General features: G+C 45.5%; 23 protein-coding genes. 15 read left to right on the forward strand and 8 right to left on the reverse strand.

The features are described 5' to 3' along the window. Positions 1-22: 22 nt before the first annotated feature. From BW947_RS04875 to BW947_RS04885, 3 genes are all read right to left on the reverse strand, one after another. Complete coding sequence (locus tag BW947_RS04875) at positions 23-436, reverse strand: hypothetical protein (protein ID WP_076497202.1); 414 nt, start codon at positions 434-436, stop codon at positions 23-25. A 62-nt stretch (positions 437-498) separates the two neighbouring features. Beyond that, the gene (fieF, locus tag BW947_RS04880; RefSeq protein ID WP_076497203.1) at positions 499-1377 is read right to left on the reverse strand and encodes a cation efflux pump FieF; all 879 of its coding nucleotides are present in this window, start codon (positions 1375-1377) and stop codon (positions 499-501) included. A 51-nt stretch (positions 1378-1428) separates the two neighbouring features. Continuing rightward, the gene (locus BW947_RS04885) at positions 1429-1926 is read right to left on the reverse strand and encodes a Spy/CpxP family protein refolding chaperone (protein ID WP_076497204.1); all 498 of its coding nucleotides are present in this window, start codon (positions 1924-1926) and stop codon (positions 1429-1431) included. A gap of 291 nt (positions 1927-2217) precedes the next feature. Here BW947_RS04885 and BW947_RS04890 point away from each other — a divergent pair, with 291 nt between their 5' ends. The 3 genes from BW947_RS04890 to BW947_RS04900 all read left to right on the forward strand — a co-directional run bounded on the left by BW947_RS04890 (position 2218) and on the right by BW947_RS04900 (position 4895). Then, complete coding sequence (locus tag BW947_RS04890) at positions 2218-2904, forward strand: response regulator (RefSeq protein WP_076497205.1); 687 nt, start codon at positions 2218-2220, stop codon at positions 2902-2904. Positions 2905-2917: 13 nt separating this feature from the next. Further along, positions 2918-4267, forward strand: a complete 1350-nt coding sequence (locus BW947_RS04895; protein WP_076497206.1) for an ATP-binding protein — start codon at positions 2918-2920, stop codon at positions 4265-4267. Between the two features lie 160 nt (positions 4268-4427). Further along, entirely contained in the window at positions 4428-4895 is a 468-nt protein-coding gene (locus BW947_RS04900; protein ID WP_076497207.1) for a GNAT family N-acetyltransferase, read from the forward strand. Between the two features lie 66 nt (positions 4896-4961). Here the strand turns inward: BW947_RS04900 and BW947_RS04905 are convergent, their stop codons facing one another. The 4 genes from BW947_RS04905 to BW947_RS04920 form a co-directional block, all read right to left on the reverse strand. Further along, positions 4962-5171: a hypothetical protein gene (locus BW947_RS04905; RefSeq protein ID WP_076497208.1), complete on the reverse strand. Its 210-nt coding sequence runs from the start codon at positions 5169-5171 to the stop codon at positions 4962-4964. Positions 5172-5550: 379 nt separating this feature from the next. Further along, a complete protein-coding gene (locus BW947_RS04910; RefSeq protein ID WP_076497209.1) occupies positions 5551-6063 on the reverse strand; it encodes a DUF1993 domain-containing protein in 513 nt (170 codons plus the stop codon). Positions 6064-6265: 202 nt separating this feature from the next. Continuing rightward, positions 6266-7171, reverse strand: a complete 906-nt coding sequence (locus BW947_RS04915) for a helix-turn-helix transcriptional regulator (protein WP_076497210.1) — start codon at positions 7169-7171, stop codon at positions 6266-6268. Positions 7172-7241: 70 nt separating this feature from the next. Then, complete coding sequence (locus BW947_RS04920) at positions 7242-8114, reverse strand: formate dehydrogenase accessory sulfurtransferase FdhD (protein ID WP_076497495.1); 873 nt, start codon at positions 8112-8114, stop codon at positions 7242-7244. A gap of 358 nt (positions 8115-8472) precedes the next feature. Here BW947_RS04920 and BW947_RS04925 point away from each other — a divergent pair, with 358 nt between their 5' ends. The 12 genes from BW947_RS04925 (at position 8473) to BW947_RS04980 (ending at position 22158) form a co-directional block, all read left to right on the forward strand. Then, complete coding sequence (locus tag BW947_RS04925; protein ID WP_076497211.1) at positions 8473-8937, forward strand: DUF3305 domain-containing protein; 465 nt, start codon at positions 8473-8475, stop codon at positions 8935-8937. Continuing rightward, positions 8937-9608: a DUF3306 domain-containing protein gene (locus BW947_RS04930; protein ID WP_076497212.1), complete on the forward strand. Its 672-nt coding sequence runs from the start codon at positions 8937-8939 to the stop codon at positions 9606-9608. Before BW947_RS04925 ends, BW947_RS04930 begins: the two co-directional genes overlap by 1 nt. A 189-nt stretch (positions 9609-9797) precedes the next feature. After that, entirely contained in the window at positions 9798-11459 is a 1662-nt protein-coding gene (locus BW947_RS04935) for a 4Fe-4S binding protein (protein ID WP_076497497.1), read from the forward strand. Between the two features lie 10 nt (positions 11460-11469). Beyond that, positions 11470-12147, forward strand: coding sequence for a TorD/DmsD family molecular chaperone (locus BW947_RS04940; protein ID WP_076497213.1), 678 nt, complete (start codon positions 11470-11472; stop codon positions 12145-12147). A 140-nt stretch (positions 12148-12287) separates the two neighbouring features. Next, the gene (locus BW947_RS04945; protein ID WP_076497214.1) at positions 12288-12485 is read left to right on the forward strand and encodes a twin-arginine translocation signal domain-containing protein; all 198 of its coding nucleotides are present in this window, start codon (positions 12288-12290) and stop codon (positions 12483-12485) included. A gap of 15 nt (positions 12486-12500) precedes the next feature. Continuing rightward, entirely contained in the window at positions 12501-15353 is a 2853-nt protein-coding gene (locus BW947_RS04950) for a molybdopterin-dependent oxidoreductase (RefSeq protein WP_076497215.1), read from the forward strand. 26 nt (positions 15354-15379) lie between these two features. Then, positions 15380-15976, forward strand: a complete 597-nt coding sequence (gene fdh3B, locus BW947_RS04955) for a formate dehydrogenase FDH3 subunit beta (protein ID WP_076497216.1) — start codon at positions 15380-15382, stop codon at positions 15974-15976. A 49-nt stretch (positions 15977-16025) separates the two neighbouring features. Beyond that, positions 16026-17054, forward strand: coding sequence for a formate dehydrogenase subunit gamma (locus tag BW947_RS04960; protein ID WP_076497217.1), 1029 nt, complete (start codon positions 16026-16028; stop codon positions 17052-17054). A gap of 380 nt (positions 17055-17434) precedes the next feature. After that, positions 17435-17635: a twin-arginine translocation signal domain-containing protein gene (locus tag BW947_RS04965; RefSeq protein ID WP_076497218.1), complete on the forward strand. Its 201-nt coding sequence runs from the start codon at positions 17435-17437 to the stop codon at positions 17633-17635. Between the two features lie 17 nt (positions 17636-17652). Further along, the gene (locus tag BW947_RS04970) at positions 17653-20505 is read left to right on the forward strand and encodes a formate dehydrogenase subunit alpha (protein ID WP_076497219.1); all 2853 of its coding nucleotides are present in this window, start codon (positions 17653-17655) and stop codon (positions 20503-20505) included. A gap of 29 nt (positions 20506-20534) precedes the next feature. Next, positions 20535-21104: a formate dehydrogenase FDH3 subunit beta gene (gene fdh3B / locus BW947_RS04975; RefSeq protein ID WP_076497220.1), complete on the forward strand. Its 570-nt coding sequence runs from the start codon at positions 20535-20537 to the stop codon at positions 21102-21104. A 76-nt stretch (positions 21105-21180) separates the two neighbouring features. Next, on the forward strand, positions 21181-22158 hold the full coding sequence (locus BW947_RS04980) for a formate dehydrogenase subunit gamma (RefSeq protein WP_076497499.1): 978 nt from the start codon (positions 21181-21183) through the stop codon (positions 22156-22158). Positions 22159-22276: 118 nt separating this feature from the next. Here the strand turns inward: BW947_RS04980 and BW947_RS04985 are convergent, their stop codons facing one another. Next, a complete protein-coding gene (locus tag BW947_RS04985; RefSeq protein WP_076497221.1) occupies positions 22277-23209 on the reverse strand; it encodes a bile acid:sodium symporter family protein in 933 nt (310 codons plus the stop codon). Positions 23210-23695 lie beyond the last annotated feature (486 nt).

The raw sequence follows: 23695 nt of genomic DNA on the forward strand, positions 1-23695 counted from the left end.
GTAGTTCCCTGCACCAAACTCGTTAAGTCAACACTTGTAGCATGACTCGTAGCAAATTGATTAGGCTAAAATAAATGGCACGCACCATACTTCTACGCTTGCGGCCTACCAAACATTCCTCAATCAAAATGTTACTTGTTACAGCACAACGCAAACGCGCACGCCAAAAGAAGGGAAAAGGGAAAATTCTCAGCTGATATTGCCTCGCTCCATGAGTAAGCTCTATATGTTTTGGAAGATAAAAAAGATGCCGTTTATACCATAGTGTTGGCGGCATCTTTTCTATCTCTAATTGAACTTGCTGCACCTGACAAATCAATACATCTTTGTTTTGCTGTAACAGCAACTCAAAGTGGGTCGATAATCTATGATAACGACAAATAAGCTTAGTGTTGTCATCTAATCGGTGACTTTGTTGCTCTATCCATGACGCCATATATCCCTACTCCTAAGCGATAAACACCGCTTTATCATCCATGTATTTAACATCAAAGAGACTTAAGTGACCTGTACTGGATCTTGGTGAATAATGACCTCGGCATCTTCAAAGGCTGCTTTAACCCGTAAGCCTGTTGTATCAGCAATACTGTGAGCCTCATTTAAACTCAAATTACCATCGAGCTCTAAATGAAACTGAATAAAGGTTGTTTTCCCCGCTTGACGAGTCCGTAGGTCATGTAACCCTTGTACACGCGGATCTTCTTTGGCAATTGTTTTAATCTGCTGACGGGTTTCGTCGTCGAGTTCCCTATCTAACAAGGCTTGAATTGAACGATAGCCTAAGCCATAGGCTTGATGACCAATATACAATGCAATTAATACGGCAAACAATCCATCAGCCCACCACCAGCCATATTGCGCTAGCACTAACGCCAGTAACACTGCGCCATTAAGGAATAAGTCAGATTTGTAATGTAGGGTATCGGCTTCTACCACTGTGCTTTTGGTCACCGCTAAGGCGCGCTTCTGTAACATGACTAACGCTAAGGTTAGTACAATTGCAATAACAGAAACCACTACGCCGATGGCGGCATTATCGACTGGCGCTGGCGTTAATAGGCGCTCTCCACCGTAGAAAAACAATAGAAATGCAGAGCCCATGATGAAGGCTGATTGCGCCAAAGAAGCCAAAGGCTCTGCCTTACCATGGCCATATCTGTGGTCTTGATCCGGAGGCACAATAGCGTAACGAATAGCAATAAAGTTGATAATAGAGGCGAGCGCGTCGGCGAAAGAGTCCGTCAAGGATGCCAGCATACTGGCAGAACCAGAGTAAAACCAAGCAAACATCTTGATAACAATAAGGGTCAAAGCGGTAGCCACTGAAGCGCGGCTAGCCAGTTTGACCCAAAAATCATATTGAGAAATTTGATTCATAGGGAAGTTTTATTAGAAAGCAATGACCCTATTGTATATCAGCTGCCGTATTTAACCGCGAGGTTCTTTACCTCTATGTGCTTCAAATCGCGCTTTAAATTTAGCTTGCTGCTCAGGCGTCAACAGATTATAAACTTGATTTTGTATTTTCATACGTTCAATCATTTGGGTTTGACGCTGTTCTTGCTGCGCGCTCATTAAGGCTTTGGCTTGCGTTTCATCGAAGTTAGGCGCGGTTAATAATGTTAGCATCTCAGTACGATTTGCTAAACGCTCCTCTTTCGTCGGGCGACTCTCTGTTCTGGCTGCCTTCTGTTCAGCGAACAGTTTTTTAACGTCAGCTTTTTGAGCATCGGTTAAATCCAGCCCTTCAAACATTTTGTGCATACCGCCCTTATTCATATGTCGGCCGCCATGTTCCATGTGGTAGCCCTTATGGTATTCAGCTTTACCGCTCTCAGCAGGTGCGGCATTAACTGCCGTTACAAAAACAGCTGAGCTGGCAAAAAGTGCAAATAAACTGGCTTTCAAAGGTGATAGTGTTTTCATAGTGTTAACCTCAGTGGTTTAACTTAATAGACAAGTAATAAGACACAGTGACGACCCTGTAAAGCCAAGTCACTTTCGACCCTTACAGTCTAACTCTCCCTATGTAAGTGAGAATATGGCACAGGTAAATCACTGTAAAGTTATGACAATAAATAGCAAATTCTCTATTCTTTACTTTGACTTACATTGCTACACAGCAATTGACATCAAAACAGGTATACTCAGCCGAAGGCTAAGACGCCAGCGAATAAATGGGCTAACAAGGCCATACAGTCAAGATTAAGGAAATGTATGAATCGGATATTATTAATCGATGACGATCTGGGTTTATCAGAGCTCCTAGGGCAACTGCTTGAGTTAGAAGGGTTTCAATTAACTTTGGCCTACGAGGGTAAACAAGGGTTAGAACTGGCGCTTGCTACGGATTATGATCTGATTTTGCTCGATGTCATGTTACCTAAATTAAATGGTTTTGAAGTACTGCGTGCACTACGCCAACATAAACAAACACCGGTATTAATGCTGACAGCGCGTGGTGATGAAATCGATCGCGTGGTCGGACTTGAGATTGGTGCTGACGATTATCTGCCAAAGCCGTTTAACGATAGAGAGTTAATTGCGCGTATCCGCGCTATTATTCGCCGCTCGAACTTAACCACTCAAGAAATCCATGCAACACCCGTACAAGAGTTTGGTGATTTACGTTTAGACCCATCACGTCAAGAGGCTTACTGCAACGATCAATTAATCATACTCACTGGCACCGAATTCACCCTACTGCATACCCTCGCACTGCATGCTGGCGAGTTGATGAATAAAGAAGATCTAAACGAGAAAGTGCTTGGCAAAAAACTTATGCCCTTTGACCGCAGCTTAGACATGCATTTGTCGAATTTACGTAAAAAGCTACCAGAGCGTAGCGATGCTCGGCCAAGGGTAAAAACTATCCGTGGTAAAGGTTATATCTGGCTCCCATAACGGCGGTATCACTGTGCCTAATCGTTTATTTATCAAATTATTACTTGGATTTTGGTTTTGTAGCTCACTGATCATTGCCTTAGTGGGCCTGCTGCCATTACTGCAACAGAATCATGACCGTGCGCCTTTGCCACCTCATCTTGAAAGAGTACTTGCTAGCGTAGCTCAGCGTATTCAACAGGATCCGTCCTTATTAACGACTGATTTTATCCGCCGCTTAGAAAAACATCGCGATATAGAAGGCAAACCGCTGCGGATCTATTTAACCAATAGCCAAGGACAAGTCATTAACACCCACAGAGTCAGTCGTGGTGTACGCAGTTTTATGCTGATGGCCGATGAAGAAAAACAGCCTATTAGTCATCAATTTAAAGACGAACTGGTATTTGGCCCCTATCAATTTAATTTAGGCGCAGAAACCTATTCACTCTACGGTCGCCTACCCGATAACCATCCGCGGCCTTGGTTTTTCTTCTTTGCCGAAAATAAGCTACTCACCTTGAGCCTGGCTATTTTTCTGTCGGGATTATTATGCGGTCTACTGGCGTGGCATTTAGGTAAAGCATTAAATTCACTTAAAAAAAGTGCTAATGCGCTTGCCCAAGGTGATTTAACGCATCGTGTTGATGAAGCCACCACCAAGCGCAACGACGAAATAGGCCAACTCGCCAGTGCCTTTAACAGCATGGCAGACTCCATCGAAGCTATGGTCAATAATCAGCAACGGCTGATGGGCGATATTTCCCATGAACTGCGCACTCCTTTAACACGCTTACAGCTATCCCTTGCCCTCGCCCGTAAAAAAGGCCAGCAGACCACCGAAACGGAACGTATAGGCTATGAAGCCGAGCAGCTTGAAAAGCTCATCAGCGAATTACTGGAACTCTCACGGGTTAAGCTTAGCACTAACGAAACCAAGGTCTATTTAGGTTTGGCAGAATCCCTAAGCCAAGTGTTAGACGATGCGGAATTTGAAGCAGAGCAACAGGGAAAAAGAATAACTATCGATATTGATGAAGAAATTGAATTAGCACATTTTCCTAAATCACTTTCCCGCGCGATTGAAAATCTGCTGCGTAATGCAATTCGCTATGCCGCAAGCGACATTCAATTACAGGCGAGTGCAACAGCTGATCAAGTAAAAATCACGATAAAAGACGATGGACCAGGCATAGATACCGCCGAACTCGATGCCATTTTCAAACCCTTCTATCGCCCTGACTCTGCACGGCAAAGAGAAAGCGGTGGCTGGGGACTTGGACTAGCAATAACAGAAGCCGCCATTACCGCGCATAAAGGCAAAATTAAAGCTGAAAATTGTGTTCCAACTGGTCTTAAAGTTACTATTTTCCTGCCAAAATAATCGTAACGGGATAAATAGGCCTACGGTTAATCGTAGCGGATCAGCACGGGGATCTTTATCAGCGCGAGTGTTACATACAGATTTTTATTCATCAATGAGTTAAATAGTACTCACTCTATTTTTAATATTAAATACAGCAAGTTAATGCCATGGGATGACTATGCAAATTATTGACCTAAAATTAGCGCCACAACATATCCCACAATTAGCGCAATGGCATCATAAGGAATGGGCACATTGGAGTCCGCCAGAAAGCTCTGCCAGCACATTGATAGCGCAAATGAGTGAGTATTTAACTGATGCCGTCATCCCGAAGATGTTTATTGGTGAAGAAGCAAACCAAGTAACGGGCTCATCGTCATTGATTGCTGAGGATATGGATAGCCGAACTGATTTAAGCCCTTGGCTCGCCAATGTGTATGTTAATGCAAGCCATCGCAATAAAGGGCTGGGAAAATTGTTAGTCAATGCTGTCGTTGATTATGCCAAGACGCTTGGCTTACAGAAAATCTATTTATTTACCGCTGACAAAGCCGATTTTTATCAAGCATTGGGCTGGTCAATTATTTCGCGGGAAAATTATAAGGGCGGGATGGTGACGATAATGGAGTATGAGTTCATGAAATAAGCTCCACGACGGGCGTCGTGAAGCTGTACATGCAAGCTACCTTTATTTTTACGGTAGCCGTTAACGCTAGTCTATTTCTATTTCCATACCGAAACGGTTGGATAATTGGCGTTGTTCATGCAAGATTTCAATTCGACGGCGAGTATCTTGAGCCAACTTGTCTTTGAGCCGTAAGCCACTAGCAGCAGCGGTTTTTTTGGCTTTTTTACTCTTAATCGGTAAATCAATGGTCGTTGCATCGGTTGGACTTTCGACAGTTTGAAATTCGACAGACATAGCTAACTCCTTTAATTCGAACCATTAATCGGTTCTTCCAGTAAATCCCTGTTTTAAACACTTCACAGGTTATTTCAATCAATCTATTCGCTACAAGATAGTAACCCGTTAAGATTAACCATTTATTAACCTAGCGGTTTATCATTCATCCCATTTAACCAAATAAGTATTACGACTAATCCGTTAAAATGGTGATATTTAGAGAATGAAACATTGTCGATAAACAACGCACCTAACGAGCGAATATTTATTGGCGACAGAGCGATATATTATTGTTAAAAATAACGCTTAAATTGTGCAGAAGGGTTAGCGAATATATGCGGGCAAACTCTGCTGCACAACTTTTAAGCTGTGCAACAGTACTACATCTGGACTAGGTTTACGACTTATATGGCATAGCGCCTAGGTAATCTTTCTTGCCAACCTCGACACCATTGTGACGTAAAATTGCGTAGGCTGTTGTTATATGAAAGTAAATATTTGGAATTGCATGCTCAACAGCAAACTCATAACCGGTAAGATATTTCCCCTCCCAGCGTGGTTGTGACACATGAATCGTGGCAGAATTGGCAAAATCTTCTGCTTTGAAAGTGGCTAAATACGCCAACACTGAGCTAATACGTTCCTGTAATTCAGCTAATGTCGTTTCATTATCATCATGCTTAGGCACTGTATCCAAATTATCCGTTAAGCGGGCAACACCGATTTTGGCGGTATCGCAGGCAATCTGTACTTGGCGAGCAAGATTAAACTGATCTGGTGCTAAACGTGAATTAAGTAAAACAGCCATATCCACTTTCTTAAGGTTTGCGAAACACTCGCCTTTTTCAAGAATAACGCTTAAATTTTTCAGCATTTTGCTAAATTGTACAACCGTTAAATCATAAAGCATGACATAGACCTCAGTAATGGACGCTACAAGACTGCAGCACTTAATCGATCTTGGGGCAAATAAACCTAATTCAATCACTTTAGCAAATTATGTTTTATTGCATGGAGCTGATATACGCTAGCGCTAGGCTATAAAATCAAACGGCTTGATTTTATAGCTAATGCTCACCCAATAATGTTAACAAATAATGAAATAGCTCATATTAACTCGCACTCCAGAGTAATTGGCCGCAATCGGTCAAATCATAACCCCCAAGTAACGCAGCCATTTGGCGCGTATTCCCCGTTGAGAGCATCGTAAATAGCTGCTGTAACTGGCGACGAAAGTAAATGCTCTGTGGCATAACAAAATCAAAAGACTCTTTGATCAAAGGCACAAAATGTAAACCACTTTCGAGCGCAACCGATTGACAACCAAAACCAATATCTGCATCACCACGGGCGATATAACCCGCTAACTCGCGCTCGCTATAGGCTGTAAGCACTACATTAAGTTGTTCTAATCGAGCACCTTGTTTTAGTAACCAATGCTCTAAATGTTGCTGGCTACCCGCCCCGCCCTGACGACTAACCCAACGCCAAGGTAGACTAATAACTTTGTCTTCCTCTTGGCATCTGTGGTGCATATCAGCACGCATAATTAACCCCTGTTGACGGGAATAACCGTGCACCATGATCCACTGCTGATGATTGTTGTAACCTTTCAATAATGCTGGATGACGAATATTTCTATCTTCCATACTGCCCCAGTGCAAGGTACATACATCTGCATAACCTTTTGCAAGTAACTCAAGCCCAAGGCGTGAGCCGGTGGCACTGTAACTGATTAATTCTCGGCTACCCACTTGCGCCATCAAGCGCGCTACCAACATCGATAATAAAGGGTCGTCACTACCGGTAATTAACAAACGGTCGGTAAGCATGCCGCTATGGCACGAGTCCATTACCCAGCGATCAATCAGCACTTTTGGAAATAACCATTTACCAGTTATCTTGGTAGCCGGAAGCACTCTGTCATTAGCCATGGCGTAGACTTTTTTCTCATTCAGATCTAAATATTCGGCCACTTGCTTTGCGCTCATGTAGACCAATTCGCCACCAGAATTCATCTGCTTTCCTTGTTTTATCATCCGTTACTGCGTGTAAACCATCATCGCGTACTTTCGTAAAGTTCGAGATCTAAGCGGTTGTATTTACGTCAAACTCAAGATTTTCACTACCGTGATACACTAAAAAGTGTCGACCTTTAGCACGGGCAATAATGGTAATCCCTAATTGCTGCGCCAACGCTAACCCCATCTGAGTCACACCGCTTCGCGATAATAAGAGTGGGATACCCATCTTGGCGACTTTTATCACCATTTCCGAGGTTAAACGGCCCGTGGTATAAAAAATCTTATTATCACCACGATCCTGTGTTAACCACATATCCCCAGCCAAGGTATCAACTGCATTATGTCGACCCACATCTTCGACGAAGGCCATGATTTTATCAGCTTCACATAAGCCACAACCATGTACCGCACCAGCATTTTTATAGGTTTCGTTATAGTCGTTAATATTTTTTAATAAGCTGTAAAGCGTACTTTGTTTCAGGCTAGGTGTGGGTAATTTGATATCCTCTAAACCCTGCATAAAACTGCCATATACAGTGCCCTGACCACAGCCTGACGTCACCGTTTTTTCAGATAACTTTTCATCTAAATCAGCCGTTTGCTCGCGGGTGACCACTGCGGCAGAATTTACATCCCAATCAACAATCACAGAATCAAGCAGACTAACATCCGAAATAAACCCCTGATTTTTAAGATACCCTAACGCTAGCGATTCTGGTTTAGCACCGAGTGTCATCAGTGTCACTATTGGTCGCCAGTTTAGGTACACCGTAAGCGGGCGTTCACAAGCAACGAATTTATCCAATACTTCACCGGCTTCATTCATTGCTTTTACGGCAATGGTTAACGGCACTTCGGCTTGAGTTCTCACAAAAGAACAGTGATGTTGAGGCTTCTGAATAGGGTTATCTGTCACCATTTTGTTATCGATGGTCATACTGTTATCAGAAATAGGGCTGTTTTCAGAGATCATAGTGCTGTTTTCCAACATCATAGCGTTATCGCTTAGCGAGTGATGGTCTGAGCATAGCAATATTTATACCTAGGTATAAAACTCAGCTTTAAATGCGTGATCTGCCGCAATACTGACTTTTGATTAGCACCTTTATGTCCCAAATAAAACCAAAGACTGGACAATATGTCCCGTTTTGGGTCGGTTTTTGATGATCCAGTTCAAACTAATACCCCTCATTTACTGGCATCGATATTGCAGTGACTATTTATCGCAATTTGTTGGTTACAGCGGATCCGTAAAAGCAACGGTTCGCCATCAACACGGCTGAGACGGAGAGATAATGCAACATACAACAAGTGTTTGGCCCATGTACGTTTCACTCAGAAAAATAGAGAAATTAGTTGGCCGCTGGCCCTCAGTACAATGGGAAATTGAACATCTATTGCCCGCCACCCATCAAGCTCCCGATGGCGCAACTTTAGTGTTACTCGAATTGCATAAAGATGAACGCGCTAGCTACCGTCTTAATATTGATTTAGATGATCCTATGCTGTACTTGGTGTGCGATGAAATGCCCGATAATACTTGGGTGCCAGCTGCATTATCTGCAGATCAAAACGTTGCCGCTGGTTGCCTTGAAGGCAATACACCTGTCATCAACTTATTGATGCCAAGAGCCATCGCCTGTTGGATAGAAGCCTTTATCACTCAACACGGCGAAGTTGAAATCGCCGCCCATCGCCGTAAACATGTTGATGGGCGCAAAAACCAAGGCCCTAGTCGCGATCCACTTCGGAGGAATTAATGTCTGAGCCGACTGTGAAAACTGGCGGATTATTAAGCCGTTGGAACCAACGCCGTGAACAAGTTGCGGCTGAAGAAACATTAGCAACACAAAATGAAACCATGCCTCAACAGGCAAACGGGGTTGATGAGATCGTCACAGCAGAGCCGACTCAAGCTATAGAGGCGGTAACAGAAGATGTTAATCCTGCAGAAAATGACGACCCTAATCGTATGCTCACCGCTGCGGATTTACCTAATCCTGATGATATTGAAATTGGCGGTAGCTTTGCCAGTTTTATGGGGGCGAATGTCGATCCTGCGGCTAAATCTGCAGCGTTACGTGCACTGTGGAAACAACCGCATTTCAATGAGATAGATGGGCTTTTAGAATATGCGCTCGATTATAGTAATCAACCTAAACTCAGCCCAGAAGTCTCGGCCGAATTAGCGAAAAAAGTTTTCCGCTATATCACTAAAGAAAGTGAAACTGCGGATGAAGAATCCGCCTTAGTAAAACATGCTACAGACGCTGAACAATCGGCTAATCTTGATGTCAGCGAAGTAAAAACAAATGAAATCAAAACTGAATTGGCTGCAGAGCCAATAACGGACAATTTGGATGGAAAGGCTGATGACCTATCCCAAAATGAACCAGAGCCGCAAGCTCAGGCTCATAACAGAGTTGTTTAACGTCAGTTTAGCTAATTTTAATGTCCGTAACCTTGGTATGTGAATTGCTGTACTAAGTACTAGATAAGCTTAGATAAAAGCAGAAAAGGCAATGACTTAGTTATTACCAACCGCCTAAATCTGCCTAGATACAGTAAAACAAGAAACAGCCAACGTACTGTTCAGGAACGCAATGTGAGCACCCATTTGATGACCAATCAAAACCAAGAAGCGTTAAAACAAACGCGACAACAGGTGTTAGCGCAAACTCAGATGTTACAGAATCTGATCCCGCCAACCGTCAGCTACACCACCGAAGGCAATGTCCTCGTTATAGGCCCAGAAGACTTAGCCCGCCTCGCGGCGGACAAATTGTCCACGATGACGCAGCGCGTTATTTTGGCCAATGAAGCCATTACTAGCCAAGATGAAGACCACCTTGAGCGCGTGATGGCCGCAGCCACTGAAGTCGAAAGTTACTACAACAAACTCATTGGCGTAAAAGGCTTTTTAGGCCAATTTCAAGTCAGTGTGGAACATGAAGATGGTGCAGCCGAACTCAGCGTGGTGTCGATTCGTAAACCCCACTTTGATATCGTGCTCGATTTAAGTAGCACCGCCTGTTTGAATTTAGAAATGCTGCCACCAGGGTATTTCTATGTCGGCCAAGATGCGGCAAAACTCGACGATGCACTGGCACAAATCCCAGACTTTATCGGCCAATTTGATAAACCCCGTTACGTAAAAATCAACGCAGATTTATGCGCCCATGACCGTAACGGTATCAATAGTTGTAATCGCTGCCTTAATTTTTGCCCAGCGGATGCTATCAGCAGCGTTGCTAAAAAAATTGAAATAGACCCGTATCTTTGCCACGGCGCAGGTAGCTGTAGCAGCGCGTGCCCAACGGGTGCCATTAGTTACGATTTACCAACGCCACAAGCCCTGTATTCATACCTCAACAAAGTAGTCAGCCGCTTTCGCGAACAGGCTCAAACAGCACCCGTGATTTTATTCCACGACAATGCTATCGGCGCTGATTTTATTACTGAAAATTTAGCGGGAGATATTATCCCCGTCGCCCTTGAAGAAATTACTGTTGCCAGCATAGATCACTGGATGTCGGTACTCGCTTGGGGCGCGCGCCAAGTGCTTATCCTTAACACGGATGCCACCGCCCCCACACTCACTCAAATGCTTAAAGGTGAGCTTTCATTAGCCAACAGTATTTTAGATGAAATGGGCCAGCCACAACGCATCAGCCTTATTGACCCAAGCATGCTCAACGACTTGTCATCGATGCTCGGTATCAGCTTAGATTGGCCAGTAATTGTGCCCGCAGCGTTTGCATCGACCACTAAGCGCAACACCTTATTTGAAGCGATAGATCACCTCAATAGCCAAGCGGGCGAAATCGATACTTGCCTAAGCCTCAATAATATTCCCTTTGGCAAAGTCAGTGTAAATATCGAAAAATGCACCTTGTGTATGTCCTGCGTGGCAATTTGCCCCACGATGGCATTACAAGATGGTGGTGACAAACCTGCACTCTATTTTATTGAACAAAACTGCGTGCAATGCGGTTTATGTGAGGCGGCCTGTCCTGAAAAAGTGATTAGCCTAACCCCACAAATTAATTTTGATAAAACCGTTCGTCAGCAACAACACACCCTAAAAGAAGAAGCCCCTTTCGAATGTATTCGCTGCGGCTCTGCTTTTGCGACCCAATCTATGGTGCATCGGATGCTGGATATGGTCGGCGCGCACAGTGCATTTTCTGCCAATATTGAACGCTTGAAAATGTGCGGTGACTGCCGGGTAAAAGACATGTTTGAAGACATTCTTCAAGATCCTGAAAAGCAACTTCGATAAGAGATCCGCAATGACCGAATCAGTAAGACAAGTTTCAGAAAACGATCAGTTGAGAGCCGATATCTATCAACTGTTTGCCGCCCTGTTGCGCCGTCAGCCGAGTCCTGAACTGCTGCAGTTTTTGATCACACTTGAAATCGATGACAACGAAGATAACGAGATGACCAAAGCTTGGTTATCACTCCAACTCGCCGCCCAGCAGTTCAGTAGTGACCAGCTAGAAGACGAGTATTTTAACCTATTTCTCGGCGTAGGCTGCGGTGAAATCCTGCCCTACGGTAGCTGGTTTATGACTGGCTCATTAATGGATAAACCACTGGCATTGCTGCGCCAAGACCTTATGCAGCTGGGTTTTGAACGCGAAGATAACGTGAAAGAGCCCGAAGATCACGTTGCCGCCCTGTGTGAAGTCATGGGTGTTCTGCTATTAGAAGCACCCAGTTATCGCCAACTTGCCTTCTACCAACGCCATATGGGTAGCTGGATTGGCCGTTTCTGCGATAGTTTAGCCAAAGCGCCAAGCGCGGCTTTTTACGCAACCGTCGCACAACTAGCCAAGGCCTTTTTTGAGATGGAAGCCAATGCCTTTGAGCAATTGAGCTTAGATATTCCCGTTAATTGCCCAGGCAGTGCTGACTTACAACCCGCCACCAGCGATTTAGCGAAAAAAGTAGATCTAGTGAATTAGCACTCAGCTAAGAGCTGCATAAGTTCAAACGATGAGGGTAAGCCCATGTTTACTTTCATCGCAATACCGAGAGCTTAGGCTTTCACAATACCGAAATGGTCGATGTTTGTACCATTTTAATTCAATAACAAGGAGACACTATGAAGAAGCCAGCTTCCGATATCGGTCGTCGTCAATTGCTTAAAGCATTAGCGTTAGGCAGTGCGGCAGGCGCTGTGGTTACCGTGAGTAGTCAGGCACTCGCCTCGACAAAAACGGCTGAAACCGTAGAGCCAAAGAGTGAGAACTACCGCGAAACCGAGCATATTCGTCATTATTATGCCTCGCTAAACAACTAACCAAAGGAGAGTGTGATGCGATTAACCCGCAAAACAGACCAGGTTGTCGGCTCTACAGCGTCAGCACTGGGGCTCAACCGTCGTCAGTTCTTGAAATCAGCAGGTCTTGCCACTGGTGGAATCGCTGCGGCGTCCATGCTAGGCACAGGCATGATGCGTAAAGCTCAGGCCCAAGAAGACATAGACCATAATGTTCCCACCGAAGTTAAACGAACTATCTGTTCTCACTGCGCCGTTGGCTGTGGTGTTTATGCAGAAGTACAAAACGGCGTGTGGACAGGCCAAGAACCGGCATTTGACCATCCCTTTAACCAAGGTGGACACTGCGCGAAAGGTGCGGCACTGCGTGAGCATGGCCATGGCGAAAAACGCCTAAAATATCCAATGAAGTTAGAAGGCGGTAAGTGGAAAAGACTCTCTTGGGAACAAGCGATTAATGAAGTTGGCGACAAGATGGCCACGATCCGTCAAGAATCAGGACCAGATTCCGTTTACTTTATGGGTAGCGCCAAGTTCTCTAACGAACAAGCTTATTTGTATCGCAAATTAGCGGCACTATGGGGCACTAACAACGTCGACCATTCTGCTCGTATTTGTCACTCTACCACGGTAGCCGGTGTTGCTAACACTTGGGGCTATGGTGCGCAAACTAACTCTTTAAATGATGTTCGCAACTCTAAATGCATCATGTTTATAGGTTCAAACCCTAGTGAAGCACATCCAGTAGCGATGCAGCACTTTTTGACCGCCAAAGAACGCGGCGCAAAAATTATTGTTGTTGATCCACGTTTCACCCGTACTGCAGCTAAATCTGACGAGTACGTGCATATCCGCCCAGGTACCGATATCCCATTTATTTATGGCCTGTTATGGCACATATTTGAAAACGGCTGGGAAGACACCGAGTTCCTAAAACAACGTGTATACGGTATGGAACGTATCCGCGAAGAAGTGAAAAAATACACCCCAGAAGAAGTTGAGCTAGTTGTCGGCGTACCTAAGGCACAAATGTACCGTGTCGCTAAAATGCTGGCCGAAACCAAACCAGGCACTATCGTTTGGTGTATGGGTGGCACCCAGCACCACGTTGGTAATGCCAACACTCGTTCATACTGTATTTTACAGTTAGCCCTAGGCAACATGGGCGTTTCTGGTGGCGGAACTAACATTCTGCGTGGTCACGATAACGTCCAAGGCGCAACTGACTTTGGTTTGTTATTCGATAACTTGCCTGGTTATTACGGTTTAACCACTGGCGCTTGGGCTCACTGGTCAAATGTATGGGATCTGGATCCTAAATGGATTGCCGCCCGTTTTGACCAAGGTGAATACTTAGGTCAAAGCCCACAAACTTCTGCAGGTATCCCTTGTTCTCGCTGGCACGATGGTGTGTTAGAAGATAAAGCTAAAATCGCGCAGAAAGACAACATTCGTCTAGCGTTCTTTTGGGGGCAATCAGTTAACACTGAAACCCGTGGTCGTGAAGTGCGCGAAGCACTGAACAAGATGGACACGGTTGTGGTCGTCGACCCATTCCCAACGATGGCAGGCGTTATGCACCAGCGTCAGGACGGTGTATACCTACTGCCTGCGGCCACGCAGTTTGAAACCTACGGTTCGGTCTCTGCCACTAACCGTTCGTTACAATGGCGCTCAAAGGTTATCGAACCTTTGTTTGAGTCGCTACCTGATCACGTGATCATGTACAAACTCGCTAAAAAAGTCGGTATTGACCAAGAGCTGTTTAAGCACATCAAAGTCAATGGCGAAGAACCTTTAATTGAAGACATTACCCGCGAGTTCAACACGGGTATGTGGACTGTGGGTTACACAGGTCAAAGCCCTGAACGTTTGAAAATGCACCAAGAAAACTGGGGCACTTTTGACGTCAACAGCTTACAAGCACCGGGTGGCCCAGCCAAAGGTGAAATTTATGGTTTACCTTGGCCTTGTTGGGGTACGCCAGAGATGAAACATCCTGGTACCCAAATCCTCTACGACCAATCAAAACACGTTAAAGATGGTGGCGGTAACTTCCGTGCCCGTTATGGTGTTGAACACGATGGCGTCAACATTCTTGCTGACGGTTCTTTCTCTAAAGGCAGTGAAATTCAAGATGGTTTCCCTGAGTTTACCGCCGATATGCTCAAGCAATTGGGTTGGTGGGATGACTTAACCGAAAACGAGAAAAAACACGCTGAAGGCAAAAACTGGAAGACCGATATTTCTGGTGGTATTCAACGTGTGGCAATCAAACACGGTTGTATCCCTTACGGCAACGCTAAGGCGCGTTGTATTGTTTGGACCTTCCCAGACGATATCCCGAAACATCGTGAGCCACTTTACACTCCTCGTCGTGACTTAGTCGCCAAGTACCCAACCTACGAAGACCGTATGGTTGCACGTCTGCCGACCCTGTATAAGTCAATTCAGGACAAAGACTTTGCTAAAGACTTCCCACTGGCACTGACATCTGGTCGCTTAGTGGAATATGAAGGCGGTGGTGAAGAATCTCGTTCTAACCCTTGGCTTGCTGAACTGCAACAAGAAATGTTCATTGAAATCAGCCCCGCCGATGCGGCAGATCGCGGTATCCGTGATGGCGATGACGTTTTTGTACATGGTCCAGAAGGCGCCAAGATTACGGTTAAGGCTATGGTGACACCGCGTGTAATCGCCGGTGAATGTTTTATGCCATACCACTTTGCTGGTGTGTTTGAAGGCGAAAGCCTCGCGAAAAACTATCCCGAAGGCACAGTGCCTTACGTGATCGGTGAATCCGCAAACACTATTTTAACTTATGGCTACGACGTTGTGACTCAGATGCAAGAAACTAAGTCCAGCTTGTGCCAAATCAGCAAAGCCTAACCTACTTGATGAGGAGATAAGCCATTATGGCAGTCATGAAATTTCTGTGTGACACCAAACGCTGCATCGAGTGTAACGGTTGCGTCACGGCATGTAAGAACGAAAACGACTCCGCTCTCGAGTGGGGAATTCAGCGTCGCCGCGTGGTGACGATTAACGATGGTCTACCTGGCGAAGCATCTATTTCAGTGGCATGTATGCACTGTACCGATGCTCCCTGTATGGCCGTATGTCCGGCAGATTGTTTCTACCGTACCGAAGACGGCATAGTGCTACACAACAAAGATACCTGTATCGGTTGTGGTTATTGCTTCTATGCTTGCCCATTTGGTGCACCGCAATTCCCGAAAAAGACAGCCTTTGGTAGTCGTGGCAAGATGGATAAGTGTACTTTCTGTGCCGGTGGTCCAGAAGAAACATTCTCCGAAGCCGAGCGTAAAAAATACGGTGCAAACCGTATTGCTGAGGGCAAGTTACCTATGTGTGCAGAGCTTTGTTCGACTAAAGCGCTACTCGCAGGTGATGCGGAAGTGGTATCAAACATCTACCGTCAACGTATGGCCTCTCGAGGCAATCCTAACGTGATTTGGGGCTACAACCCCAAGACAGGTGAGATTATCTAAGCAGAGCGAGAGTTAGGGAGTTTTCCCTAACCTCTGGCAAGGAGTGAAAATGTTAAACAAACAGTTAAACAAATCACTGCGCAGTCTGTTTGCTCTGTTGGTACTCGTCACGGGATTGGGATTAGGTTCAGTCATGAGCGCAACCCCAGTACAAGCAAGTGATCAGCAATCGAGTCAACAACAGGCGACAGCGCAAACCAGTGAGGCCGATCTTTGGCGCGCGGTAAAAGCAGGCGATGCCGGCTATACCACAGCTAAAGGCATAGAAACTGGGGTGTTGATTAACGTTGCCGGTAACCAAGGTAAAGAACTGAGAAACGAATACCTGACCCCAATCATGGCGTTAGCCGTGGTCGGTGTTTTTGGTGCTTTCTTATTATTTTATCTGGTGAATGGTCCATCAAAACTGAGCAAAGGCTTTTCAGGTAAGTTGGTCGCACGTTGGTCTAAGGCGGATCTGTGGATCCACTGGATCATGGCAAGCAGTTGTATTGCACTGATGTTTACCGGTCTAACCATTATGCTAGGTAAGCACGTTGTGCAGCCAATGTTAGGGCCCGACCTTTGGGCGCCATTGATCTACGGTAGCAAAACAATCCACGATTGGGCTGGCCCCATATTTATCGCGGCTTGGGCGGTATGCGTAGTTAAATGGATGCCACTACAAACCTTTAAAATGTATGATTTAAAATGGTTTTTAGTGGTGGGTGGTTATATCAACTTTGGTCCGTTCAAAGGTAAACACCCAGACAGTGGTTTTGCCAACGCTGGTGAAAAAATGTGGTTTTGGACGCTGATGTTGTTTGGTTTATTCATCAGTGTTTCTGGCATCATGTTGGTATTGCCTGGCTTAGAACTACCCCGTACGGCCTCAATGGCCGCACTGCTGATCCACTCTATCAGCGCGATTATCCTGATTGCCTTTACCATAGTGCATATTTGGATGGCGACCGTACTTAGCGAAGGCGGTATGGAGTGTATGAAGTCGGGTTATTGTGATGAAAACTGGGCCATCCAGCACCACAATCTCTGGTATGACGAAATCAAAGCCAACGGTAGCTTAACCTATAAAGACTAAGTTAAACCGCAGCTTTTATGACCTTAAAACACCTCGCAATGCGAGGTGTTTTTTTATTTATTACTGCCGTAAAAACACGAAAAATTAACAACTAAAATTCTGAGGTAAAAAAGCAGCTATCCCATGACTCCCAAGGGGTCTGTCAAACTATGAGCCAGTTAACGCTTTAAGAAAACAGCTCTTCATTCCAAGGCCGCAAACTGTTCTAGATCAACTATCACCTACCCCTTTCGGACTAGATTACCACCACGCGCGATGATTGATGGTAAGTAAGATGATTCCATTATCTTCCCCACCATCGAGATTCACTTTTTGATAACAAGATAACCCAAAAGAAAGTCGTGCGAACTTAACACTACACCTTAATTTTAGGAGTCAGCATGAAGCAGCAACCCAGCGATTTATCTCGCCGAACTTTGCTAAAAGCGCTCACCGTCGGCAGCGTAGCAGGTGCCACGATTGCGGCAACGGGCATAAGCGTGGCAAAGGCCAGCGAGAGCAGCAAGGTAACCACTAAAGAGTCAAATGGTTACCACGAAACTGCGCATATCAGCAGCTATTACGATAGCTTGCGCAGCTAATCTAGGAGAAGTAAGCGATGAAGTTAACTCGCAAGTCCAATACTGCCCCAGTGGCAGACAAACCGGCGTTAGGCATTAGCCGTCGTCAATTTATGAAGCACGCAGGTATTGCTACTGGCGGTATTGCAGCAGCATCACTCATGGGGACTGGCATGATGCGTCGCGTCGAAGCCAAAGAAGTGCCGCATGATGCCCCCATCGAAGTAAAGCGCACTATTTGTAGTGCCTGTGCGGTCGGTTGTGGTCTATATGCCGAAGTGCAAAATGGCGTCTGGACAGGCCAAGAGCCGGCATTCGATCATCCGTTTAACGCCGGTGGTCACTGCGCCAAAGGTGCAGCATTGCGCGAACATGGCCACGGTGAAAAACGCCTGAAATATCCAATGAAATTGGTTGATGGCAAGTGGAAAAAACTTTCTTGGGAAGATGCGATTAACGAAGTGGGCGATCAAATGCTCAACATTCGTAAAGAATCCGGCCCAGACTCAGTGTACTTCATGGGTAGCGCTAAGTTTTCTAACGAAGGTTGCTACATGTACCGCAAATTAGCGGCGATGTGGGGCACAAACAACGTCGACCATTCAGCTCGAATTTGTCACTCTACCACGGTAGCCGGTGTTGCTAACACTTGGGGCTACGGTGCGCAAACTAACTCTTTTAACGATATTCAAAATGCCAATGCTATCTTTCTGATTGGGGCAAACCCAGCAGAAGCTCACCCAGTGGCAATGCAACATATTCTGATCGCAAAAGAAAGAAAACACGCCAAGATTATTGTGGTTGACCCACGTTTCTCCCGCACTGCAGCGCACTCAGACTTACATTGCGCTATCCGTCCAGGTACTGACATTCCGTTTATTTACGGCATGTTATGGCATATTTTTGAAAATGGTTGGGAAGATAAGACCTTTATCAAACAACGCGTTTTCGAGATGGAAAGCATCCGCGCCGAAGTGAAAAAGTTCCCACCTAAAGAAGTGGAAAACATCACCGGCGTAAGTGAAACCGAGGTGTACCAAGCAGCCAAATTGATGGCCGACAACCGTCCTGGCACAGTGATTTGGTGCATGGGTGGTACTCAACATCACGTCGGTAATGCCAACACCCGCGCTTACTGTATTCTGCAATTAGCGCTAGGCAATATGGGCGTTTCTGGCGGCGGCACTAACATTTTCCGTGGTCACGATAACGTCCAAGGCGCAACAGACTTAGGCTTGTTATTTGATAACTTACCCGGTTACTACGGCTTAACAACAGGTGCTTGGACTCACTGGACCCACGTGTGGGACTTGGATATGGCATGGGTTAAAAACCGTTTCGACCAAACGCCTTATTTGGGCAAAGACCCAATGACCACGCCGGGCATTCCTTGTTCTCGCTGGCACGATGGTGTGTTAGAAGAAAAGAGTAAATTAGCGCAGAAAGACAATATCCGTATGGCGTTTTTCTGGGGACAATCGGTTAACACTGAAACCCGCCAGCGTGACGTGCGCGATGCCTTAGATAAGATGGACACCGTCGTTGTTGTCGACCCATTCCCTACTATGGCAGGCGTAATGCACCGTCGTAAGAATGGTGTGTATCTATTACCCGCTGCAACGCAATTTGAAACCGAAGGCTCAGTATCAAACTCTGGCCGCTCGATTCAATGGCGTGAAAAAGTCATAGAGCCACTGTTCGAGTCTAAAACTGACATCGAAATCATGTACCGTTTAGCGCAAAAGCTCGGTATTGATGAGCAATACACTAAACGTATCGCTAAAGAAAACGGCTTACCTGTGATTGAAGATATCACCCGCGAAATCAACCGCGGTATGTGGACTATCGGTATGACGGGGCAAAGCCCTGAGCGCATCAAATTGCATACCCAAAACTGGGGCACTTTTAGTAATAAAACACTCGAAGCGGCCGGCGGCCCAGCGAAGGGCGAAACCTATGGTTTACCTTGGCCATGTTGGGGCACGCCAGAAGCGAAACACCCTGGTACCCAAATTCTGTATAACCAATCAAAACACGTAAAAGACGGTGGTGGTAACTTCCGCGCCCGTTATGGTGTTGAATATAACGGTCAAAACATTCTAGCAGACGGGTCCTACTCAAAAGGTGCTGAAATTCAAGACGGTTATCCAGAGTTTACCGCCGATATGCTTAAGCAGCTGGGGTGGTGGAACGATCTAACCGCCGAAGAAAAAGCAGAAGCTGAAGGCAAAAGCTGGAAGACCGACTTGTCAGGCGGCATTGTTCGCGTGGCGATTAAGCATGGTTGTATTCCTTTTGGTAACGCTAAAGCTCGTTGTATTGTTTGGACTTTCCCAGACCAAGTGCCAATTCACCGTGAGCCGTTATACACGCCGCGTCGTGACTTGGTAAGCAAATATCCAACCTATGCCGACATGCAAGTGCACCGTCTACCAACACTTTATAAGTCAATTCAAGACCAAGATTTCAGCGGTAAATACCCATTAGCGCTAACCTCTGGTCGTTTAGTGGAATATGAAGGGGGTGGTGAAGAATCTCGTTCTAACCCATGGCTAGCTGAACTTCAACAGGAAATGTTTGTTGAAATGAACCCTGCCGATGCTGCCGATCGCGGTATACGCAACGGTGAAGACGTGTGGTTAGAAGGCGCCGAAGGTGGCCGTATTAAGGTACAAGCACTGGTGACCCCAAGGGTTAAACCCGGTGTAACCTTTATGCCATACCACTTTGCCGGTGTGATGCACGGAGAAAGTTTAGCGCCTAACTATCCAGAGGGCACAGTGCCTTATGTTATAGGTGAATCCTGTAACACTGCGATGACCTATGGCTATGATCCTGTGACCCAAATGCAGGAAACCAAGGCGTCACTCTGTCAGATCGTTAAAGCGTAAGTGCAGCTTAAGCTAGGAGAATTGCCATTATGGCTACAATGAAATTTTTGTGTGATACCAAGCGCTGCATCGAATGTAACGGTTGTGTCACTGCCTGTAAAAACGAAAACGACTCCGCTCTTGAGTGGGGAATTCAACGCCGCCGTGTAGTAACGATTAACGATGGCCAACGTGGAGAAGCCTCAATCTCTGTCGCCTGTATGCATTGCAGTGATGCACCTTGCATGGCAGTTTGCCCAGCAAATTGCTTCTACAGAACCGACGACGGCATAGTGCTACATAACAAAGATACCTGTATTGGTTGCGGTTACTGCTTGTACGCCTGTCCGTTTGGTGCACCACAGTTCCCGAAAAAAGGTGCCTTTGGTAGCCGCGGAAAAATGGATAAATGTACTTTCTGTGCCGGCGGCCCAGAAGAAAATCACTCAGACGCAGAACGCCAAAAATACGGCTCAAACCGTATTGCTGAAGGCAAACTGCCCATGTGTGCAGAACTGTGCGCCACTAAAGCCCTGCTAGCAGGTGATGCGGAAATTATTTCGAGCATCTTCCGTGAACGTGTGGCTTACCGTGGTGCTAAAGACGCGGCTTGGAATTAATTCAGGTCAACAGGATCTGTCCACAACTTGGCTGCGCCCATCTCGGTAGGTGTAGCTGAGTGAGAGAGGATATATGATAAATAAATGGTTCAAGCACATAGGGTTAGCTATCGCACTGTTATTTAGTGCTGTGTGCTTCGCTAATGGTGGTGAACTGGCTCAAGTTGAACAGTCTGATGCGCAAATGTGGGCACAACTGAAAGATGGCGCCACGGGATACACTACCTCCCAAAGTGAGTTTCACGCTCAACCCATTAATACCTATGATTTACGGGTATTAACGTTACGCAGCGACTGGTTAGCGCCGGCCTTAATGGCAGCGTTATTTGGTATGATTATTATCTTTGTCTTATTTATCAAGGTGAACGGCATTTCTACGCTGCACCATGGTTTTTCTGGCAAGCTGGTGCATCGTTGGTCTAAGTTCGATGTTTCAATCCACTGGTTAGGCGCGATCCCGTGCTTATTGTTGATTTTAACGGGCTTAACCTTACTGGCTGGACGATTCTTTTTCCAACCTTGGTTAGGTGAAGGATTTTGGGCTGGCCTTGTCTACGGTGCCAAACAAATCCATGACGTAATGGCGTTTCCTTTCATGATCGGTTGGGCATTAATGACCGTATTATGGGCGAAAAACCAACTGCCAAAAATGTACGACGTAAAGTGGTTTATGGTGGTCGGTGGCTACATTAACTTTGGTCCATTCAAAGGTAAGCACCCAGATGCGGGTTTTGCTAACGCGGGTGAAAAAATGTGGTTTTGGGCCTTTGCCCTGTTTGGATTAGTGATTTCGGCCTCGGGCATGTTGTTACTCTTCCCTAACCTATTTGAACCTAGCCGTACATTGAGCTTGATAGCACTCGTGCTGCATTCTGTAAGCGCTATCGTGATCTGTGCTTTCTCTATCGTGCACATCTTTATGGCAACCGTGATGTCAGAAGGCGGGATGGAATGTATGGTATCGGGCTACTGTGATGAAAACTGGGCAAGCCAACATCACAACCTGTGGTTTGACGAAATCAAAGCTAACGGCACCTTGAAGTACAAAGAATAAATCTTGTTACTTTAACGATAAAAAAAAGCCTCTGTGAGTTTGCTTACAGAGGCTTTTTCTTTAAAGCCGCCAACTGCTAGCGCACTTCTCTTGATAATATCAAACTGTACAAGTGCAGCTACACCCTATTATTTTTCCGCTTTTTTTGCTCTAAACTCGCCCAATAGCCCGCCAACATAGCGCCTGACAGGTTATGCCATATCGAGAATATCGCGCTAGGAATAGCAGAGATAGGGCTAAAAAACTTAATACACAAAGCCGTAGCGAGGCCGGAATTTTGTAGGCCGACTTCAATAGATATGGTCTTACAAACCGTATGGTTAAAGCCCAATAAACGGCAACAAAAGTAGCCTAGTGCGAGACCAAAACCATTGTGTAAGAACACAGCCAGCAAAATAATAAAGCCGACCTTATCAAACTGATTGGCATTTAACGCCACGATAATGGTAATCGCCATCACGATTGCCAAGATTGAAATCAACGGTAATGCGGGAGCGACTTTGGCCACCTGTGATTTAAAAAAATGATTGATAATCACGCCAGCACTGACCGGAATTAACACGATTTTCACCAAGCTCAGCAGCATATCGGTAAAAGGGATATCGATCATCTCACCAATCAGCAGCTTAATAATCAGCGGAGTTAATACCACTCCCGCTAAGGTCGACAGTGCCGTCATAGTGATTGATAACGCCACATCACCTTTTGCCAAGTAACAAACGACGTTAGAAGCCGTGCCACCCGCAACGCTACCCACCAACACCATGCCAATGGTGAGCTCCCTATCTAAGCCCAATAGCTGGCTAATCAATAATGCGCTAAGCGGCATTATTGAGAATTGCAGCACCAACCCCGTGAGTACCGCACGCTTCTGTTTGAAGGCATTAGCAAAATCGAACAGATTTAAGGTAAGCCCCATAGATAGCATGATGACCACCAGCAGCGGCACAATGGCGGATTTAAACTCAATAAAACTATTGGGCATAACATAAGCCAGCACAGCACCACACAATGCTAACAGTGGAAAGAATCGATTTATATTGACCAATATAACCAGCCTTTTTTACCGCAGAGGTTATGTTAACGCTCAGATCATGACAGTCACAATCTAGATAGACAAGCCCGCTATGGGGGATTAAGACTAAATAACCTACGTTCGGGATAAGCAGAGCCGCTGAATCGGCATCTTTTCAGGCTTCTCTGCGTTGCGCTGTCTAACCATAGCTCGCTATGGCGTACGACAGAGCGCCTTGATATGCGCAAAAATCTGCGGATTCAGTCAGAACATATATTTTTCGTTTCAAAATAATCATTTATAGCATTGATTTAGTTTGTTAAATTTAGATTTTTTAACACTCGTTATCCCGAGTTCAGCTTAAATAAAATAGGGTGAACCACATTTTAAGCATCCCTTTTGAACCACTTGCCATTAAAAATGCATTGCAGATCACTAAAACATGATCTGCTTAACAAAACACCGTGATTTATATGTTAGGAAGCCGTAACTTGTAACCAGTTCACGTTTTATTGGCAACAT

This window comes from Shewanella morhuae (assembly GCF_900156405.1).
GTDB classification, from domain to species: Bacteria; Pseudomonadota; Gammaproteobacteria; order Enterobacterales; family Shewanellaceae; genus Shewanella; species Shewanella morhuae.